This window comes from Neobacillus sp. OS1-2 (assembly GCF_030915505.1).
GTDB lineage: Bacteria > Bacillota > Bacilli > Bacillales > Cytobacillaceae > Neobacillus.
In genome coordinates this window covers 293,192-310,772 of the sequence record NZ_CP133265.1, presented here as the reverse complement: position 1 = coordinate 310,772, position 17,581 = coordinate 293,192, and the positions used below count along the sequence as shown (strand labels likewise).

Sequence of the window (17,581 nt, the reverse complement as noted above, 5' to 3'; positions counted from 1 at the left end):
TCTTTAATTATTAACTAATAAACCCAAGAAGCACCTACGATAATTAACAAAATGAATAAAACGACGATTAAAGCAAATCCGCCTCCAAATCCGCCATCCATATTAAACCCTCCTACATATTTATTTTCTTTTCCTTGTCATAATATGTGGAAGTTTTGTCCATTGTTATGGGCAAACATCATGTTTTGATAATTAAGCATGGTAAGGTTGATTTTTCTATTGGATTACCTCCCGTGAATCCTCTATACTATTAATAGTTGATATACATGATAAACAAATTTTATTTATGAAGAATTTTGGTGAATAAACATGCCGTATCAGGTGAAGATTGATGCGTTTGAAGGTCCGTTAGATTTGCTTCTCCATTTAATTAACCGGCTAGAAATTGATATATATGATATTCCTGTTGCCGAGATTACCGAGCAATATTTACTATATATTAAAACAATGAACGAGCTCCAACTGGATGTTGCAAGTGAATTTTTAGTAATGGCAGCGACATTACTTGTGATAAAGAGCAAAATGCTTTTACCCAAGCATGAAGAAGTTTTCGATGAAGTAGACGCTGAAATGCCTTATGAGGAAGATCCAAGAGATGAACTTGTGGAGCGTCTGATTGAGTATCGAAAATATAAAGAAGCCGCACATGACCTAAAAACGATGGAAGAAGAACGTGGATTAATGTATACCAAGCCGCCAAGTGATCTTTCCGATTTTGCAAAAGAAAAACAGCCTGAGAAGACTGAGTTAAATGTCTCCTTGTATGATATGCTGGCGGCATTCCAAAAACTGTTGCGGAGAAAAAAGTTACAACGACCAATGGCAACTAAAATTGCCCGCCAAGAAATATCGATTGAGAAAAGAATGGCGGAAATTATGGATGAATTAACACAGCTTAAAGGAAGAAAAAACTTTAATGAATTATTTCCAAATCCGGCAAAGGACCATATAGTGGTGACCTTTTTAGCTGTTTTGGAATTGATTAAAAGAAAAGTGATTGATGTGGAGCAGAAAGAAAACTTTGGTGATATCTTTGTTGAAGCTGTTGCGGAGGGAGCGGAAGTAGTTGGAAATCATTAATTGGGGCAGCATTCTTGAAAGTCTACTGTTTGCAGCGGGTGATGAAGGTCTTTCACTTAAGCAAATAGCGGAGGTTTTAGAGGTTGATGAGCTTATGGCGAGTGGAATGATTGAGGAGTTAAGAAAAGAATACGCTGAAACCAATAGAGGCATTATGATTGTCCAGCTTGCCGGAACCTATCAGCTGGCAACAAAGAAGGAAAATGCCATCTATTTAAAGAAACTAGTGGATTCCCCCCATACTTCTACATTATCACAGGCTGCCTTAGAGACATTGGCAATCATTGCTTATAAACAGCCGATTACCCGTGCCGAAATTGAGGATATTCGCGGTGTGAAAACAGAAAGACCACTGCATACCCTTGTCTCAAAGGTATTAATAAAAGAGGTTGGCCGGGCAGAAGGGACTGGAAGGGCTTATCTATATGGGACTACAAAAGAATTTCTGGACTATTTTGGTTTAAAAAGTTTAAAAGAACTACCGCAACTCCCGGAAAAAGTCGAGGAAGAATTTATTCAGGAGGAAGCAGACTTGTTTTTCGAAAAATTTCAGGAAACAATAAACTCTTAAATCTAATTGTAGGATTAAATTTATGCTAAAATAAACATATGTTTTTAGTAATTCAAGAAAGCTTAAGCATTTTGACAAGGAGCGGGATTAAGTTGCTAATTAAAGAGTGTAAAGGATTTGAATTAGAAAAAGAAAAATCAAATACATCAGAGGACTTTTTTAACAGAAGTGAGGTCACCTTCATCGAGGATGGTAAGGAAAAGACGTTGCATGTTCTGTACGTAAGGTACTTTGATCAACTCTTTGCTGAATTCACTCCATTTCAGCAAGACCCCGTAATGGTTCAAGAAGGTAATGAAGTTTATTTCAAAGAAATGGTTGCACTCATTTGCCTCTTAAAAAATCCGGGCCTTCGCAGCCGAAAGCGCCTATATATTAATTCTAAGCAAGAGTTTGCTTCATATTTTCAAGATATTAACTTTACTAAATTTCCAGAAATAATGCTTGCCCTTAAACAAAAAAAGGGCTACGAACTTCGTTCTCCACTGGAGTTCATCCTACAACCGCAATAATATGAAATGGCAATCCAGGGGGAAATTTAAGGGGGATAATAATGGGGAATTCATTGGTTAAATCACAACTAAAGGATGTTAAGGAATTTTTAACAAAATCAATTTCAACAATTGAAGAATTTTTAAATGAAACGACGATTTCGGAATTGAAAGTAGAAAATGAAGAAGAGCGTAGCTACAATAAATTAATCTTTGCCCATTTACGTAAATTGGCTGTTTATAGTACAGAATGTTTAGAAACATGTTCTGTTATCCTGCTAAATGAGCCTTTTCAAAAAGCAGCTGCCGAAAAAACACTTTATAAAATTTACCATCAATGTATTGAAGAGTTTTTCTCGCCGAAAAATGATGCTTGGTTCGAAGATAGCCGTTCTGCCTATACAGGAAGAAATTCAATTAAATTTTTTAGAAACGTTTCAGAAAGTGTTGTCCACCTTTTAAAGGATCTAGAAGGAGATTTCCAAAGAATTAGGGAAGAACTGGAGTACTATGAGACCGATTATCGAACAAAAATGATCCAATCAAAATAAACTAGGGTTCAAAGGCTGTCCTTATAATAAGGGCAGCCTTTCTCGTTCTTAACACGCTTTATTCCTCATACCATTTAGGTAGATTGTTTGAATACTAAGCCGGGTTATTGCGGGAAAGGAATGGGAATTCAATGGATCGATTTAGCCGATATATTCATGAGTTATTCGATTGGAATGAGCAAATGAAACAATTTCTTCAATCGGAAAAGGTGGGAGAGGACTCGGAATTATGGGAAAAACTTGATGCATTTACCGAATTAATTGAAAGCACTAACCGAGAGTTGTCAACGGAGGAACTTCTTGGGCTTCAGGTAAAGGCTGAAAATATCCATGAACAAATGGAACATTATTTTAGAAAAAAACAAGAAATAGGAAATATTTGGATTGTGGAAAACACGCTTCCTCCCGGTGGCCATACCTTACCGGATCTTTCCTATCCCTATAATGCATTAGAGCCATATATATCCGAGGAAATCATGAGATTGCACCACGATAAGCACCATCGTTCATATGTGGATGGATTAAATCGAGCCGAACTCAACCTTAAGAAGGCAAGAGAAACGAATGATTTTTCCTTCATTAAACATTGGTCACGGGAGCTTGCTTTTCACGGGTCAGGACATTACCTTCATACGATTTTTTGGAGAAATATGACTCCGAATGGCAATGGAGGTCCTCAAGGCTTATTAAAGCAAGAAATAGAAGGATATTTTGGAAGCTTTGAGGCTTTTAAACGTCAATTCTCTGAAGCTGCCAAGCAAGTGGAAGGAGCTGGCTGGTCAATATTGGTCTGGTCACCAAGGGCCAGGCATTTGGAGGTGTTACAATCAGAGCGTCATATGTTATTGACGCAGTGGGATACGATACCTCTCCTTGTTCTTGATGTTTGGGAGCATGCCTACTATCTGCAATACAAAAACAATAGGGCGGATTACGTAGATCAATGGTGGAATATAGTCAATTGGCATGAAGTTGAAATGAGGTTTGAAAAAGCTGCGGATATAAAATGGCCTGCTTTTTAATGCTGTCTCCATTCGAAGACTCGTCAAAAGACGAGTTTTCTTGTTCTTATGAGAGCTTATCCTGCATAGACTTGTACAAAGCCTAAAGCTACAAGTAGACAGATAAAAAGGAGACGAGGTTAAACCAATGAAAATGATTGTTAAGCTAGTGACACTTTCCCTCATAGTCTCACTATTGATTGTAAACATTCCTCAGAAGGTTGATGCCGCCCTCGGAGTAAGTGCTGCTAGTGCCGTCCTAATCGAGCAGAAAACTGGACGAGTTCTCTTTGAGAAAGATGCACACACAAAAAGGAGAATTGCGAGTATAACAAAAATCATGACAGCCATTCTTGCGATTGAATCGGGAAAAATGAATCAAAAGGTTAAAGTGAGTGAGCAGGCAACCCGTGCCGAGGGGTCGTCTGTCTATTTAAAACCAGGAGAAAAAATAAAGCTTAACGATCTTGTCTATGGTTTGATGCTAAGATCCGGAAATGACACAGCAGTGGCAATTGCCGAGCATGTAGGGGGAAGTTTGGATGGATTTGTCTATTTAATGAATCAAAAGGCAAAGGAAATTGGGATGTATGATACCCATTTCGCCAATCCGCATGGTCTTGATGATCATGAAAATCATTATTCAACGGCATATGATATGGCTATCCTCATGCGCTACGCAATGAAAAATAAAACTTTTCAAGAAATCACAGGTACCAAGGTTTATAAAGCCCCGAACCCAACAGAAAATTGGGATAGAGTGTGGAAAAACAAGAATCGTCTTCTTTCAAAATATAAATATTGCACAGGTGGAAAGACGGGCTTTACAAAGCGTGCAAAAAGAACGCTTGTCACCACCGCAACAAAAGGGGATATGGATTTAATTGCTGTAACCTTAAATGGTCCGGATGATTGGAATGATCATATCTCCATGTATGAAGGCGGGTTTAAAGGGTTTGATATGGCAGAAGTGTTAGTGAAGGGGAAAATTGATACCGCGAAAAACAACTATTATAAGGATCAATTATTTGTAAAAAAATCAATTGTTTACCCTGCTACAAGTGACGAAATGAATTTGTTTTCAGTGAAATATAAATTATTTAAACCCAATAAAAAATGGACGAGTTCTAAAAATGAAGTAATTGTCGGGAAAGCAGCTGTTTATTTGGATGGAAAGGTTGTCCAGGAAACACCGATTTACTACCAAAACAATCCAAAGCAAAAGAAAAAAGGTTTGTTAGAATTTGTTAAGGAGATTTTTCTTTCAGTTATCGGAGTAAATGCCAATGGTTAATTATATTTGGGTATTTATGACAATCGTCGGTATCATTTTCGCATTGATCAATGGGACAATGGAGGCGGTCAATAAGGCTGTTTTTGATGGTGCCAAGGAAGCAGTAATCCTTTGTATCGGTCTTATTAGTGTACTTGTTTTCTGGCTTGGGATGATGAGGATTGCTGAAGAATCAGGCCTACTTGAAAAGCTGTCAAAGCTATTTCGCCCGCTCGTGAAAGTTTTATTTCCTGAAGTCCCTCCTAAACATCCGGCAATGGGCTATATCCTGTCAAATATGATATCCAACATGTTTGGTTTAGGAAATGCCGCCACACCACTTGGAATTAAAGCGATGGAGGAGTTAAAGAAATTAAATGGCGGGAAAGATGAAGCAAGCAGGTCGATGGTTACCTTTTTGGCAATTAATACAGCCAGTATTACCATTATCCCCACAACAGTAATTGCAATTAGAATGAATTATCAATCCGTATCACCTACCGAAATTGTTGTCCCAACAATTATTGCCACCATCCTATCGGCAATAGGAGCAGTGCTGATAGACCGCTATTTTTATTATCGTAGAAGCCGAAAAGGATGATTTAGCTTATGGAGATATTCGCTAAAATTTCGCTAACTTTTATTCCTTTGTTAATTGGGTTTATACTTTTATATGGAACTTTTAAAAAGGTTCCAACCTACGAAAGTTTTGTGGAGGGTGGAAAAGAAGGGATTAAAATCGCCGTATCCATCATTCCTTTTCTAGTGGGTATGTTGGTTGCAATCTCCATTTTCCGTGCTTCTGGTGCTTTAGACGCTTTAATGAATTGGATTAGGCCGGTGATGAAAACGATGGGAATCCCGGCAGAAATTGTTCCATTGCTCATTATTAGACCGATTTCGGGTACAGCCGCGCTTGGGATGACAAGTGATTTAATTGCTTCTTATGGACCGGATTCTTTTATTGGCCGTCTAGCATCCGTGCTGCAAGGTAGTACGGATACTACCTTTTACGTTTTAACTGTTTATTTCGGTGCCGTTGGGATAAAAAAAATGGGGGATGCCCTAAAGGTTGGGCTTCTAGCAGACGTTGTGGGGATTATTGTCTCCATTATTATTGTAACCTTTATTTTTGGCACAAAATAGTAGGAAGAAGGGGGTATGTTCCTTTTGGGGCATACTTTTTTATTTTTGCTTTAATTTAATACCCGTTACTTTGAAAAGTGGAGAAATTGTGTCATAATTCATTAGGATAGAATAGCAAATAGGCTTGGGTTATAAATAGGAATGACTCCTTTTTATCTGTGAGATTATATCTATCGGAAAAATTTTGAGGTGAATTGAATGGAAAGATTACAAAAGGTAATAGCTCGAGCGGGCATTGCTTCTAGAAGGAAATCTGAGGAACTTATAAAAGAAGGAAGAGTAAAAGTTAATGGAAAAGTGGTCACAGAGCTTGGAGTGAAGGTTTCTCCCTCTGATAAAGTAGAGGTAAATGAAATACAGATTGAGAAAGAGGAACCCGTTTATTTTCTTTTATATAAACCAAGAGGGGTTATTTCAAGTGTTAGTGATGATAAGGGCAGGAAGGTTGTCACGGATTTCTTTTCCCACTTTAAAGAAAGAATTTTCCCTGTAGGGCGTCTTGATTATGATACCTCCGGCTTGCTGTTGTTGACAAATGATGGCGAATTTGCCAATTTACTTATGCACCCAAAGAATGAACTGGATAAAGTGTATGTGGCGAAAATAAAAGGAATTCCTTTAAAAGAAAACCTTAGGAAGTTGGAAAAAGGAATTCGCCTCGAGGATGGTAAAACAGCACCTGCCAATGTCAAATTATTATCTGCAGATAAGAAAAAGCAAACCGCAATCGTTGAAATCACCATTCATGAAGGACGAAATCGCCAAGTTAGAAGGATGTTTGAAGCTATTGGGAATGAGGTCCTTAAATTAAAACGTGAACGGTATGGCTTCTTGACATTAAACGGTTTAAAAACTGGAGAGGCAAGAGAGCTGACTCCGCATGAAGTAAAACAACTGCGTGCCCTTGCGATGGATAAACTTAAGAAAAAGTCATAAAATCGACACAATTATCACTTTCCTTTACACTATGCGGATATTGGAAAGTGCTATAATTTAAGTCGACTGTGTATGTGATTTACTGGAGGTATCATTATGAAAAAACGGCGATTAGTGATAAGAACGATTATTTTACTTGTACTAGGTGCAGCCGTTGCCTATTCACTTTATTCAAATCTTACAAAAGATAATAAACAAAAGGTCTCGCAAGGTGATCAAGCACCTGATTTCGTCTTAGTTGATATGCAGGGAAACAAGCACCGTCTTTCTGATTACCGAGGGCAGGGAGTATTTTTAAATTTTTGGGGAACGTGGTGCCCTCCTTGTAAGAAAGAAATGCCATATATTAATAATCAATACCATCAGTTTAAAGATAATGGTGTACAGGTTTTATCCGTCGATATACAGGAGCCTGACCTTGCCGTTAATCAATTTGCTGAACGTCTTAAGCTTGATTTCCCGATTATGATTGATAAAGAAAAAGAAGTCATGAATGTGTACGGTGTGGATTTGTTGCCCGCAACCTTTTTAATTGATAAAAATGGTAAGGTGGTCAAATATTATACCGGCGAATTGACGGAATATAAGATTAAGGAGTTTATGGAGAAAATAAAACCATAAGGGATTGTAGGGAGTTTTTTAAAATGAAAGATGTGAAATGTGAATGCGGGCATGTGAATCCGCATGGAACCGTGTTATGTGAAGCATGTGGTAAAGTGCTGGACGAGCGAGAGCGTAATAATAAAGAACTTCTTGATATGCGCTATGAGGGGAGCGCCCGCCGCTCGCAAACTTATAGTAAAACCTTTATAGATAAAATTTGGAATTTCTTCTCGTCAGTTAAAGTCGGTGTCTGGCTGATTATCATAACCCTACTTGCTTCCATTCTTGGAACAATTCTACCGCAAGAGATGTATATTAACCTCCCGGCAGATGTGTATTATAAGCAGGAGTATGGCTGGTTTGGAACAGTATATTACCAGTTAGGTCTACATGATTTGTATGGTTCATGGTGGTACTTATTATTAATTGCTATGATTGGCATTTCACTTGTTATTTGCAGTCTTGATCGCGTGATTCCCTTATATAAGGCATTAAAAGCCCAAAGAGTCACAAGACACGAGGGTTTTTTAAAGCGCCAGCGGGTATATGGTGTGAATGAAAACATCGATGAAAATGATATCGCGACAGTGAAGCAGCATTTAAAGGGAAGACGCTATCATGTTCGCGAAGAAAATGGCGATTTATTAGCGGAAAAAGGACGATTTTCCAGGTGGGGTCCGTATGTAAACCATGTTGGCCTTATTATCTTTTTATTTGGCGGGATGCTTCGTTTTATTCCTGGTTTTTATGTGAATGAGAATTTATGGGTAAAAGAAGGAGAAACAGCAGTTATTCCTGAAACAGGTGAAAAGTTCTACTTAAAAAATAACCAATTCATTCTGCAGCATTATGATAAAAATAAAGATAAAACCTTCAAAAAGGCAATTGAAATGGCCGGTGATGTTGTTAAGAATTATCAATCCAACATCGTTTTATATGAACGGGTCAGCCAGAATCTTCCTGGGGAAAAGCCGAAATTAGAGAAAGTAAAAGAATACAAGGTTCAAGTTAATCACCCACTAACCTTCGATGGGTATTCGGTTTTCCAATCCTCATATAGAAGTGAGCTTAAACAAATGAACTTTTTGCTTACAAAAAAAGATACGAATCAAACTTTTGGAGAGATAAACGTCAATCTTGAGGATCCAAAAGCTACATATGATCTTGGGAATGGCTATTCAGTTAAGATTCTAAATTATTTTCCAGACTTTGAGTTTGATAAGAATAAGGAGCCAACAACAAAATCGCGTACACCAAATAACCCTGCATTTATCTTTCAAATGACTTCTCCTGATAAAGAACCAGAAACGAGCTTTGTCGCCATCAAGCAAACCATCGAGCCTTTTGGTGACAATACGTATAAGATGGCTTTTAAGGGAATTGAAACCAAAAATGTTTCAGGTTTTACTGTCCGCAAAGATTCATCGTTATGGGCAATTATTTTAGGCGGTATCCTATTTATGATTGGTGTTATCCAGGGTGCCTATTGGAACCATCGACGGATCTGGATTCAAAATAAAAATGGCCAGATTTGGATTGCGGCGCACACGAATAAAAATTGGTATGGCTTAAAGCGGGAAATTGAAATGGTAATAAAAGATACAAAGCTTGAAATTCCGGAGGATCAGCTTCAGAGGGAAAATACGGACAAGGAGGGCGTCTAGTTGGCAGCACTGAGTAGTAATTTGTTATTTATAGCTTTTATATTATATTTAGTTGCGACCCTGTTTTACGGTGGATCGATTAAATCAAAAAAGGATTTGAATGGAAAGAAAGGAACAAACCGCTGGGGGACAATTGCCGTCTTTTTGACGATAGTGGGCTTTATTTCGCAGCTTGGTTATTTTATCACCAGATGGATTGCGGCGGGGCACGCCCCGGTAAGTAATATGTTTGAGTTTACCACATTTTTTGGAATGGCCTTAGTTGGTGCATTTATCGTTATTTATTTTATTTACCGAACAACTTTGCTGGGATTATTTACAATGCCGGTGGCCATTCTAGTTATTGCTTATGCAAGTATGTTCCCTAAGGAAATTACGCCGTTAATACCGGCATTACAAAGTTATTGGTTACATATTCATGTGACTACTGCAGCCATTGGGGAAGCTATCCTAGCGGTTAGCTTTGCTGCAGGGCTTATTTATCTTGTAAAGGCAATTGATCAAACGAAATCAAGCAAACGAACTTTTTGGCTTGAAATAGTTATGTTTTCATTAGTTACCGTGCTCGGGTTTGTGGCTGTATCATCAGTATTTTCAGGAATTGGATATCAGGAAAAATTCAATTGGACAGATAAACATGGTACAAAGGCTGTTGTAGAATATAAAATGCCAGCTATTACCGGACCGCATGAGAGCGAATTACTAACAAAGGAAGGCTTTAACCCGTTGGTTGAAATGCCGGCTTTCATCAATGCGAAGAAAGCTAATACTGTTATTTGGTCATTACTGTCAGGGCTAGTACTCTATGGGGTAATTAGAGTAATCTTAAGGAAGCGAATTGCAGCAGCACTTCAGCCGCTTGTCAAAAATATTAAGCTCGACTTTGTTGATGAGATTAGTTATCGATCAGTGTTAATTGGTTTCCCTGTGTTTACCTTGGGTGCACTCATTTTTGCAATGATTTGGGCGCAAATGGCATGGTCTCGGTTTTGGGGCTGGGACCCAAAAGAGGTTTGGGCCCTTATCACGTGGTTATTCTATGCCGCGTTTATGCATTTACGCCTCTCCAAGGGATGGCATGGTGAAAAGTCAGCGTGGCTAGCGGTAATTGGCTTTGTTATTATTATGTTTAACCTTGTTGCCGTTAATCTAGTTATTGCTGGTCTTCATTCATACGCAGGTTAATATTCAAATTTTATAGCCTTCACTTTTTAAAAAGTGGGGGCTTTTTTTACCTCCGCTTTTCGTTGTCAAATTTTTGACACTTTTTAAAGTAGTAATTACCGTGAAAATATAGAAAAATACCATACCATTTTGTACAATAAACTTCATGGGGGGATTAATAATGGAAAAAGACGTGAAAATTTTAGTTGTAGATGATGAAGAAAGAATTCGCCGTTTATTAAAAATGTATTTAGAGCGTGAAGAATATATAATCGATGAAGCTGAGGATGGAAATGAAGCGTTAACAAAAGCAATTGCAAATGATTATGATGTTATTCTGCTTGACCTCATGATGCCTGGCAAGGATGGAATTGAGGTATGTCGTGAATTAAGAGAAAAAAAGGCTACTCCCGTAATTATGTTAACGGCGAAGGGTGAAGAAATCAATCGCGTTCAAGGCTTTGAAGTTGGAACAGATGACTACATTGTCAAACCATTCAGTCCTCGGGAAGTAGTCCTGCGAGTAAAAGCGCTTTTAAGAAGATCATCACAAACAAGTTATTTGCAAACCGAAACAACAACAAAGGATGTCATTGTTTTTCCACATTTAACGATTGACAATGATGCGCACAGAGTATTGGCTGATGGCAAGGAAGTAAGTTTAACACCGAAAGAGTACGAATTACTTTATTTCCTTGCAAAGGCACCTGATAAGGTGTTTGATCGCGAGCAATTACTCAAGGAAGTTTGGCATTATGAATTTTTCGGTGATTTACGAACGGTTGATACGCATGTAAAGCGTCTCCGTGAAAAATTAAATAAGGTGTCAGAAGAAGCGGCAAGAATGATTGTAACGGTTTGGGGAGTCGGATACAAATTTGAGGTTGTAAATGAATGACCTTTTTAAGAAGTGTAGTCGGTAAACTCTGGTTTACCATCCTTTTACTGGTATCCTTTATCCTATTTATTTTAACAGTCATGCTATTGGAATTCTTCCAAAACTACAACATAGAACAGACAAAAAAAGACTTGACAGATACGGCGGAAAAAATTGCCTATGTTTTGGAAGGACATCCGGATAAATTATCACTTGGTTTAGAAATATCTTGGGAATTTATCGATGATGTCACAAAAGTGGTTGTTGTAAAGAATGAGGAAGAGGTTTATTATTCTCCAAATACTGTACAAACAAAAAAGTTGTCAATCCAGGATATAAAAAAAGACCCGGATTTGAGAAAAATATTTCATAATAACAAAAAGGTTGAAAAGATTTCCAATCTTTCAACTAAGAACGGTATCGAGGATGCCACATATTCCATTATTGGTGTCCCGCTCCATCTTCATGGAGAAAAAAATGGTGCGGTATTTATTTATCAATCGTTAGAAGCTATGCAAGAAACATCACATTCTGCAACAAAATTCATTTTACTGGTAGCCGGTGTGGCCATTATTTTAACCACTATTTTTGCCTTCTTTCTTTCGACTCGAATAACAGCGCCGTTAAGAAAGATGAGGGAGGCGGCATTTGAAGTGGCCAGGGGGAAATTTGATACGAAAGTCCCTATCTTGACTCATGATGAAATAGGGGAGCTGGCAACAGCTTTTAACCAAATGGGCAGGCAGTTGAAGTTCAATATGAATGCCCTTAGTCAGGAAAAAGAGCAGCTAGCCAGTATATTAAGTAGTATGGCAGATGGAGTCATCACGTTTAATCGTGATGGGACCATACTTATTACGAATCCTCCTGCGGATCGTTTCCTTCAATATTGGTATTATGAAAAAGGGGGATTCGGTGCAGATTCGGAATCCATTCCTTCGCAGGTAATGGAACTTTTTCAACAAGCGGTAGATACTGAAAAAGAACAAATCGGGGAAATTTCCCTACAAGGACGGCATTGGGTCATTTTGGTTAGTCCGCTATACAGCAATCAATTTATCCGTGGAGCTGTGGCGGTTCTAAGGGATATGACTGAGGAAAGACAATTAGATAAAATGAGAAAAGACTTCATTGCCAATGTTTCACATGAACTTAGAACGCCAATTTCCATGTTACAAGGATATAGTGAAGCGATTGTGGATGATATTGCCCAATCACAGGAAGAGAAAAAGGAAATGGCAAAAGTCATCTATGATGAATCATTGCGTATGGGCCGGCTGGTAAACGAATTGCTTGACCTCGCCCGGATGGAAGCAGGACATATTCATTTATCGATGGAGGATATTGACATTTCTACTTTCGTCAATCGGATTATCCATAAATTCCAAGGGTTGGCGAAAGATAATGAGATTATCTTGAAAGCGGATGTAGAAGATGTGGTTACGGCGTTTATATTTGATCCGGATCGAATTGAGCAGGTACTGACTAACTTGATTGATAACGCTATTAGGCATACACCAAAGGGTGGAGCTGTTACTTTAACGGTAAAGTTAGAGGACAATGGAATTAGAATGGAAGTAAAAGATTCCGGATCTGGGATCCCTGCGGAAGATCTGCCTTTCGTTTTTGAACGTTTTTATAAAGCTGATAAAGCAAGGACGAGGGGGAGAGCGGGTACAGGACTTGGACTTGCAATTGCAAAAAATATTATTGATGCCCACCGCGGCCATATTTCTGTGCAAAGTAAAATGGGACAAGGTACAACATTTTCCTTCCTGCTTCCACGAAAAAAGTAAAATAAACCATCATTTTGCCGATTGTTCTTGATTCACGAGAAACAATGAAAAGCGGAAGCGCCTTGCTCAGGGGCTTATGACCCCGAGCCCCTAGACGCTGGAGCTAGATATGAATGAAAAACTCATCCAAAACGGATGAGTTTTTTTCCCCTATTTATATTCCTTCCAAAAAGTCCCTTCCTTTTTTAGCAAAAAAAGCCTATATTTAATACGGTGAAACTTTTTATACCTATACATCGACTAATATAATTGAACGGGGAGGGGAATTGATGGACTCCGTTTTCGATGAGCTATATCAAAAATATCATCATGACGTTTTTCAATTTCTATTTTATATGGTTAGAAATAAAGAGCAGGCTGAGGACCTTGTCCAAGAGGTTTATATTCGCGTTTTTAAATCCTATCATCGTTTTGAAGGGAAAAGTAGTGAAAAAACATGGTTGTTTTCGATCGCTAGAAATGTGGCCATCGACTTTTTCCGTAAACAAAAGGGCTGGAAGGAAAGAATATTTGAAAAGTTTGATTGGTCGACTAATCAAGTAAAAGATGAGAATCCGATACCAGAAGAAATTACCGTACAAAGAGAAGAAATCAAATGGATTTACAAATGTCTTGAGTTTTGCACGTTGGATCAGCGCTCTGTAATTATTCTGCGTTATTTACAGGATTTGTCCATATCTGAGACTGCTCAAGCACTGGGTTGGACGGAAAGTAAGGTTAAAACAACACAACACCGCTCCTTGAAAGTTTTGAAGAAACAGATGGAATTATTTTATGAAAAGGGGGGAGTTACAAGTGAAAAAGTCAGAGTGGAGCGATAATGAGCTCGAAGACTTATTAAGGCAAATGCCGAAAATACTAGATCATCGCAATCCTCGTGACATTTACCAAAATCTTTCCTTAAAAAGGCGTAATATAAAATTATGGCTATTTCCTGGGATTGCAGCTGCAGCCGCATTACTTCTATTTTTCATCCTAGCACCAATGTTAACGGATGGGACTAATTTATCCTATGATAAAATGAAAGACGAAAAATCTTCAGTAAATCAAGAAATGAAAATGACTGCAAGGGATTTTACCAACGAAACTGAAAATGATGAAGTAGCTACAAAGGGGAAGGCTAATGCGGAAACAGGTCAGCCAAGCATAATGAAAGCTGAAAGTATAAAAACAGCCATTTATGAGGATGAATTAGAAAAGGGTACGACTGTATTCACCTATTGGATTCCAGACCCACAAGTGCAAATTTTAATTCCTATTTCTATTATTGCGAAGAATACTCAAGATCAAGCCTGGCTTCCTCAATATACTAAGGAAATGGCCATTTTGACGGAGGAAGAATGGGGATTATCAGAATTTTATCCATTAAATGGGACAATGAAGCTTGATGAAAATACTAGCAGCGTCATGGTTGATGTTCCTTCCAACCATCAGTACGGACAGGGTTCAACCAATGAAATCAATTTTATGAATGTAGTAAAAAAGGATATTTCCGCTAATAGTAATCTTAAAAAGATAAAATTCTCAACAAATGGAGTGCCAGGAATAGAATTAGGTAATTTCGGAAAGCTTGAAGAAGTGGATGTTGTTCCTGATAAAAGGCATGCCTACCTATTTTATTACCCCGAAGGAAGTGACATGCCATTTCTTACTCCGACAAATGATACCTATAATGATATTATTACTGCAATAGAAGTAATGAAGTCTGATCAGCCCTTATTAGGTCTAAAGAACTCTTTGCAGCCCTTAATGCCGTTACATGATGTTTCAGTCTCTGACAAAACTTTATTTGTCTCATTAAAGGGGAATACGAGTCTGCATGATAACCAGCAGTCATCCTCTTCGTTTGAAGCACTGCTTCTGACAGCAAAGGAATTCGGACTTGAAAAAGTTGTCATAAAGGATTCCTCTATTCCATTTATTGGTTCCTTCGATTTATCAAAGGATATCAAGGTACCAATAGCACCAAATTTACGAATTACAGAATGAATGGTAAAAATCAACCTACTCGGTTGATTTTTTTTTGAATAAAATATGAAGGGACTCCAAATTATAACAAGTATGGTCATGTTAGTCTGATGCGCAATTTGTTCTAAACGTGAATTCACGAACATATGGTGTGGAAGAGAGCACAAGATATTTAAGGAGGAAATTGTAAGAATGCTTGACTATATAAAGAGGTTTTTAATTGCCATCATTATGGCGCTATTTATCAGCTTATTATTTTTAGGAGGCAAACATTCAGAAGCTGCAGGTTTACAGGCGCAAAATGGAATGGAAGATCACTGGATTTGGCCAGCTGACGGTGTCATTTCCGATACATATGGAACAAGGCAAGGAACCCATAAAGGAATTGATATTGCTGGAAAATTGGACACTTCTGTTCTGGCTGTTGAGAACGGGGTGGTAGTTAAGTCCTATTATTCTAATACATATGGTAATGTGGTTTTTATAGAACACCCTAGTAATTTTGTAACGGTTTATGCTCATTTAAACCACCGGACAGTATCGGTTGGTCAACCTGTAAAACAAGGAGATATAATCGGAAAAATGGGGAGAACAGGACAAGCCACTGGAACACATCTCCATTTTGAAACCCACCAATTAGAGTGGAGGTATGATAAGAAAAATGCAATGGATCCAGAAATATTATTGGGAAAAGCAGATGTTGGGAAATCTGTCCAGGGAGGAATTGCAAGTATCGTTAATAATGTGTTAGTGGCAAGTACCAACCCGCAATTAGAAGAAGGTACATCAGAAACAAGCAAAGAAAAATACATTGTTAAACAAGGAGATACATTGTACTCTATTGCCCAAAAGCAAAATATTTCTGTAAATAGGATAAAGTCATTAAATAATCTAACGTCAGACCTCATTAAACCAAATCAACTATTAATGGTTCAATAATGTTCTGCCTGCTGACCTTTGTCAGTAGGTTGTTTTTTTACTTAACAAAAAAGAATTTCTTTAGTATAATAAAGTTGTAATTTAATATCGATCTATCTTCGGGGCAGGGTGAAATTCCCGATCGGCGGTATTGGAGCAATGCTCCTGAGCCCGCGAGCCTTTATAGGCAGGATTTGGTGTGATTCCAAAGCCGACAGTATAGTCTGGATGGGAGAAGATGGAGGTTCTGCCGACGTTCAAAAAATCTGATTTAATGGACGTTTATTAAGCGTGCCTTTGTAATCTCCCTCGAGCAATTGACTTGAGGGATTTTTATTTATTTGGCCGCCGATGTTGCTGAACCTCTCTTCCTTACGCGATGGATCAAAAAGGAGAGAGGAAGAAAATGAAAAAGACAAAGAAAATATCAGTAAAGGCTTATGTTTCAATTGGAATGCTGAGCAGTATAGCGTATCTTTTGATGCTATTAAATTTCCCGCTGCCATTATTCCCAAATTTTTTATTTGTTGATTTTAGCGATATTCCTGCATTAATTGCAACTTTAATTTTTGGACCAATTGCAGGTATTTTAGTTGAGTTTTTTAAAAATGTTCTTAATTATATTGCGACAGGAAGCCAAACAGGAGTCCCTGTTGGTCATATTGCCAATTTCTTAGCAGGAATTGTGTTTATCCTGCCAACCTATTTTGTCTATAATAAACTAAAAACGAAAAAGGGAATGACAATGGGTTTAATCACTGGAACCGTGGTCATGGCTGTTGTGATGAGTATTTTAAATTACTTCTTCATTTTACCAGCCTATACTGTTCTTATGGGATTTCCAGACATGCGGAACTATGTCGTGCCGGCAATCTTACCCTTTAACATTTTAAAAGGCGTGATGATGTCCATCATCTTTATGCTGCTGTTTATCAAAATGCAAGCATGGATTAATAAATTTTCTGCTGTGAAAGGTGCATAAAAAGCAGCAGGTGTTCTCATCCGAGAGCCCCTGCTGCTTTTTATTATGAAAATAAATAACCCCGCCTGTAAAAGACGGGGTTTAGTAGCTTAAAAATATTTTTTTGACAAAATATTATTCGAATTTTGTTGGATTACCATCGAATGATTCGTCAGCCACTTTGATTGAATCAGTTGGGCAGCCTTCAAACGCATCCATCATGTCATCGATTAACACATCTGGAATTTCAACAATACCTTCGTTATCGTCAAGTGTAACATATGCAATGCCTTCATCATCATAATCATAAATATCTGGTGCTGCTGCGCCACACGCACCACATGCGATGCATGTTTCCTTGTCAACAATAGTATACTTTGCCATGAAAAAAAACCTCCCAGTTAAATAACAAAAATTATTCTAGCTCGTTTTCCTAATAATAATGGAAACGCATTAGTCATATCTATTGTAAAACTGTATGGGCAACTTTTCAATAGAAAAATACTATTAAAACGGTAGTTTGTTATTTTGTTTTACTTAATCTTTCGCTTTTTTAATCACCAAGAATCCTCATTTCATGT

Annotated in this window: 20 protein-coding genes and 1 riboswitch; of the genes, 18 read left to right on the top strand and 2 right to left on the bottom strand. The window is 37.9% G+C overall.

From position 1 onward, the window contains the following. Positions 1-14 precede the first annotated feature (14 nt). The gene (locus tag RCG19_RS01675) at positions 15-101 is read right to left on the bottom strand and encodes a YjcZ family sporulation protein (protein ID WP_166241169.1); all 87 of its coding nucleotides are present in this window, start codon (positions 99-101) and stop codon (positions 15-17) included. A gap of 208 nt (positions 102-309) precedes the next feature. Here RCG19_RS01675 and RCG19_RS01670 point away from each other — a divergent pair, with 208 nt between their 5' ends. The 18 genes from RCG19_RS01670 to RCG19_RS01585 all read left to right on the top strand — a co-directional run bounded on the left by RCG19_RS01670 (position 310) and on the right by RCG19_RS01585 (position 17,021). Beyond that, positions 310-1,080, top strand: a complete 771-nt coding sequence (locus RCG19_RS01670; RefSeq protein WP_308109440.1) for a segregation/condensation protein A — start codon at positions 310-312, stop codon at positions 1,078-1,080. Then, positions 1,067-1,651, top strand: a complete 585-nt coding sequence (scpB, locus tag RCG19_RS01665; protein ID WP_308109439.1) for an SMC-Scp complex subunit ScpB — start codon at positions 1,067-1,069, stop codon at positions 1,649-1,651. The genes RCG19_RS01670 and scpB overlap by 14 nt, the downstream gene beginning before the upstream one ends. Before the next feature lie 92 nt (positions 1,652-1,743). After that, the gene (locus RCG19_RS01660) at positions 1,744-2,163 is read left to right on the top strand and encodes a hypothetical protein (protein ID WP_308109438.1); all 420 of its coding nucleotides are present in this window, start codon (positions 1,744-1,746) and stop codon (positions 2,161-2,163) included. A 41-nt stretch (positions 2,164-2,204) separates the two neighbouring features. Next, positions 2,205-2,693: a DUF3907 family protein gene (locus RCG19_RS01655; RefSeq protein ID WP_166240994.1), complete on the top strand. Its 489-nt coding sequence runs from the start codon at positions 2,205-2,207 to the stop codon at positions 2,691-2,693. A 131-nt stretch (positions 2,694-2,824) separates the two neighbouring features. Beyond that, positions 2,825-3,715 carry a superoxide dismutase gene (locus tag RCG19_RS01650; protein ID WP_308109436.1) on the top strand — a complete coding sequence of 297 codons (891 nt, stop codon included), beginning with the start codon at positions 2,825-2,827 and terminating at the stop codon, positions 3,713-3,715. A 127-nt stretch (positions 3,716-3,842) separates the two neighbouring features. Further along, the gene (locus RCG19_RS01645; protein ID WP_308109435.1) at positions 3,843-4,988 is read left to right on the top strand and encodes a D-alanyl-D-alanine carboxypeptidase family protein; all 1,146 of its coding nucleotides are present in this window, start codon (positions 3,843-3,845) and stop codon (positions 4,986-4,988) included. Then, positions 4,981-5,568, top strand: a complete 588-nt coding sequence (locus tag RCG19_RS01640) for a nucleoside recognition domain-containing protein (RefSeq protein ID WP_308109434.1) — start codon at positions 4,981-4,983, stop codon at positions 5,566-5,568. Before RCG19_RS01645 ends, RCG19_RS01640 begins: the two co-directional genes overlap by 8 nt. An 8-nt stretch (positions 5,569-5,576) precedes the next feature. Beyond that, positions 5,577-6,113 (top strand): spore maturation protein, encoded by a 537-nt coding sequence (locus tag RCG19_RS01635; RefSeq protein WP_308109432.1) that lies wholly within the window; start codon positions 5,577-5,579, stop codon positions 6,111-6,113. 198 nt (positions 6,114-6,311) lie between these two features. Then, positions 6,312-7,049 carry a 23S rRNA pseudouridine(2605) synthase RluB gene (rluB, locus tag RCG19_RS01630; protein WP_166241004.1) on the top strand — a complete coding sequence of 246 codons (738 nt, stop codon included), beginning with the start codon at positions 6,312-6,314 and terminating at the stop codon, positions 7,047-7,049. A gap of 96 nt (positions 7,050-7,145) precedes the next feature. Next, a complete protein-coding gene (gene resA / locus RCG19_RS01625) occupies positions 7,146-7,670 on the top strand; it encodes a thiol-disulfide oxidoreductase ResA (protein ID WP_166241006.1) in 525 nt (174 codons plus the stop codon). Positions 7,671-7,693: 23 nt separating this feature from the next. Continuing rightward, positions 7,694-9,316, top strand: a complete 1,623-nt coding sequence (locus tag RCG19_RS01620; protein ID WP_308109430.1) for a cytochrome c biogenesis protein ResB — start codon at positions 7,694-7,696, stop codon at positions 9,314-9,316. After that, complete coding sequence (ccsB, locus tag RCG19_RS01615) at positions 9,317-10,501, top strand: c-type cytochrome biogenesis protein CcsB (RefSeq protein WP_308109428.1); 1,185 nt, start codon at positions 9,317-9,319, stop codon at positions 10,499-10,501. 160 nt (positions 10,502-10,661) lie between these two features. Next, positions 10,662-11,378 (top strand): response regulator transcription factor, encoded by a 717-nt coding sequence (locus RCG19_RS01610; protein ID WP_308109427.1) that lies wholly within the window; start codon positions 10,662-10,664, stop codon positions 11,376-11,378. Further along, positions 11,375-13,153, top strand: a complete 1,779-nt coding sequence (locus RCG19_RS01605; RefSeq protein WP_308109426.1) for an ATP-binding protein — start codon at positions 11,375-11,377, stop codon at positions 13,151-13,153. Before RCG19_RS01610 ends, RCG19_RS01605 begins: the two co-directional genes overlap by 4 nt. Before the next feature lie 269 nt (positions 13,154-13,422). Then, on the top strand, positions 13,423-13,974 hold the full coding sequence (gene sigX, locus RCG19_RS01600; protein ID WP_308109425.1) for an RNA polymerase sigma factor SigX: 552 nt from the start codon (positions 13,423-13,425) through the stop codon (positions 13,972-13,974). Further along, positions 13,949-15,142 (top strand): hypothetical protein, encoded by a 1,194-nt coding sequence (locus RCG19_RS01595; protein ID WP_308109424.1) that lies wholly within the window; start codon positions 13,949-13,951, stop codon positions 15,140-15,142. The genes sigX and RCG19_RS01595 overlap by 26 nt, the downstream gene beginning before the upstream one ends. 171 nt (positions 15,143-15,313) lie before the next feature. After that, positions 15,314-16,060: a peptidoglycan DD-metalloendopeptidase family protein gene (locus RCG19_RS01590; protein WP_308109423.1), complete on the top strand. Its 747-nt coding sequence runs from the start codon at positions 15,314-15,316 to the stop codon at positions 16,058-16,060. Positions 16,061-16,150: 90 nt separating this feature from the next. After that, a riboswitch (FMN riboswitch) is annotated at positions 16,151-16,283 on the top strand. Between the two features lie 162 nt (positions 16,284-16,445). Then, entirely contained in the window at positions 16,446-17,021 is a 576-nt protein-coding gene (locus RCG19_RS01585; RefSeq protein ID WP_308109422.1) for an ECF transporter S component, read from the top strand. 114 nt (positions 17,022-17,135) lie between these two features. Here RCG19_RS01585 and RCG19_RS01580 read toward each other — a convergent pair whose 3' ends face one another. Beyond that, complete coding sequence (locus RCG19_RS01580) at positions 17,136-17,384, bottom strand: ferredoxin (RefSeq protein WP_007084908.1); 249 nt, start codon at positions 17,382-17,384, stop codon at positions 17,136-17,138. Positions 17,385-17,581 lie beyond the last annotated feature (197 nt).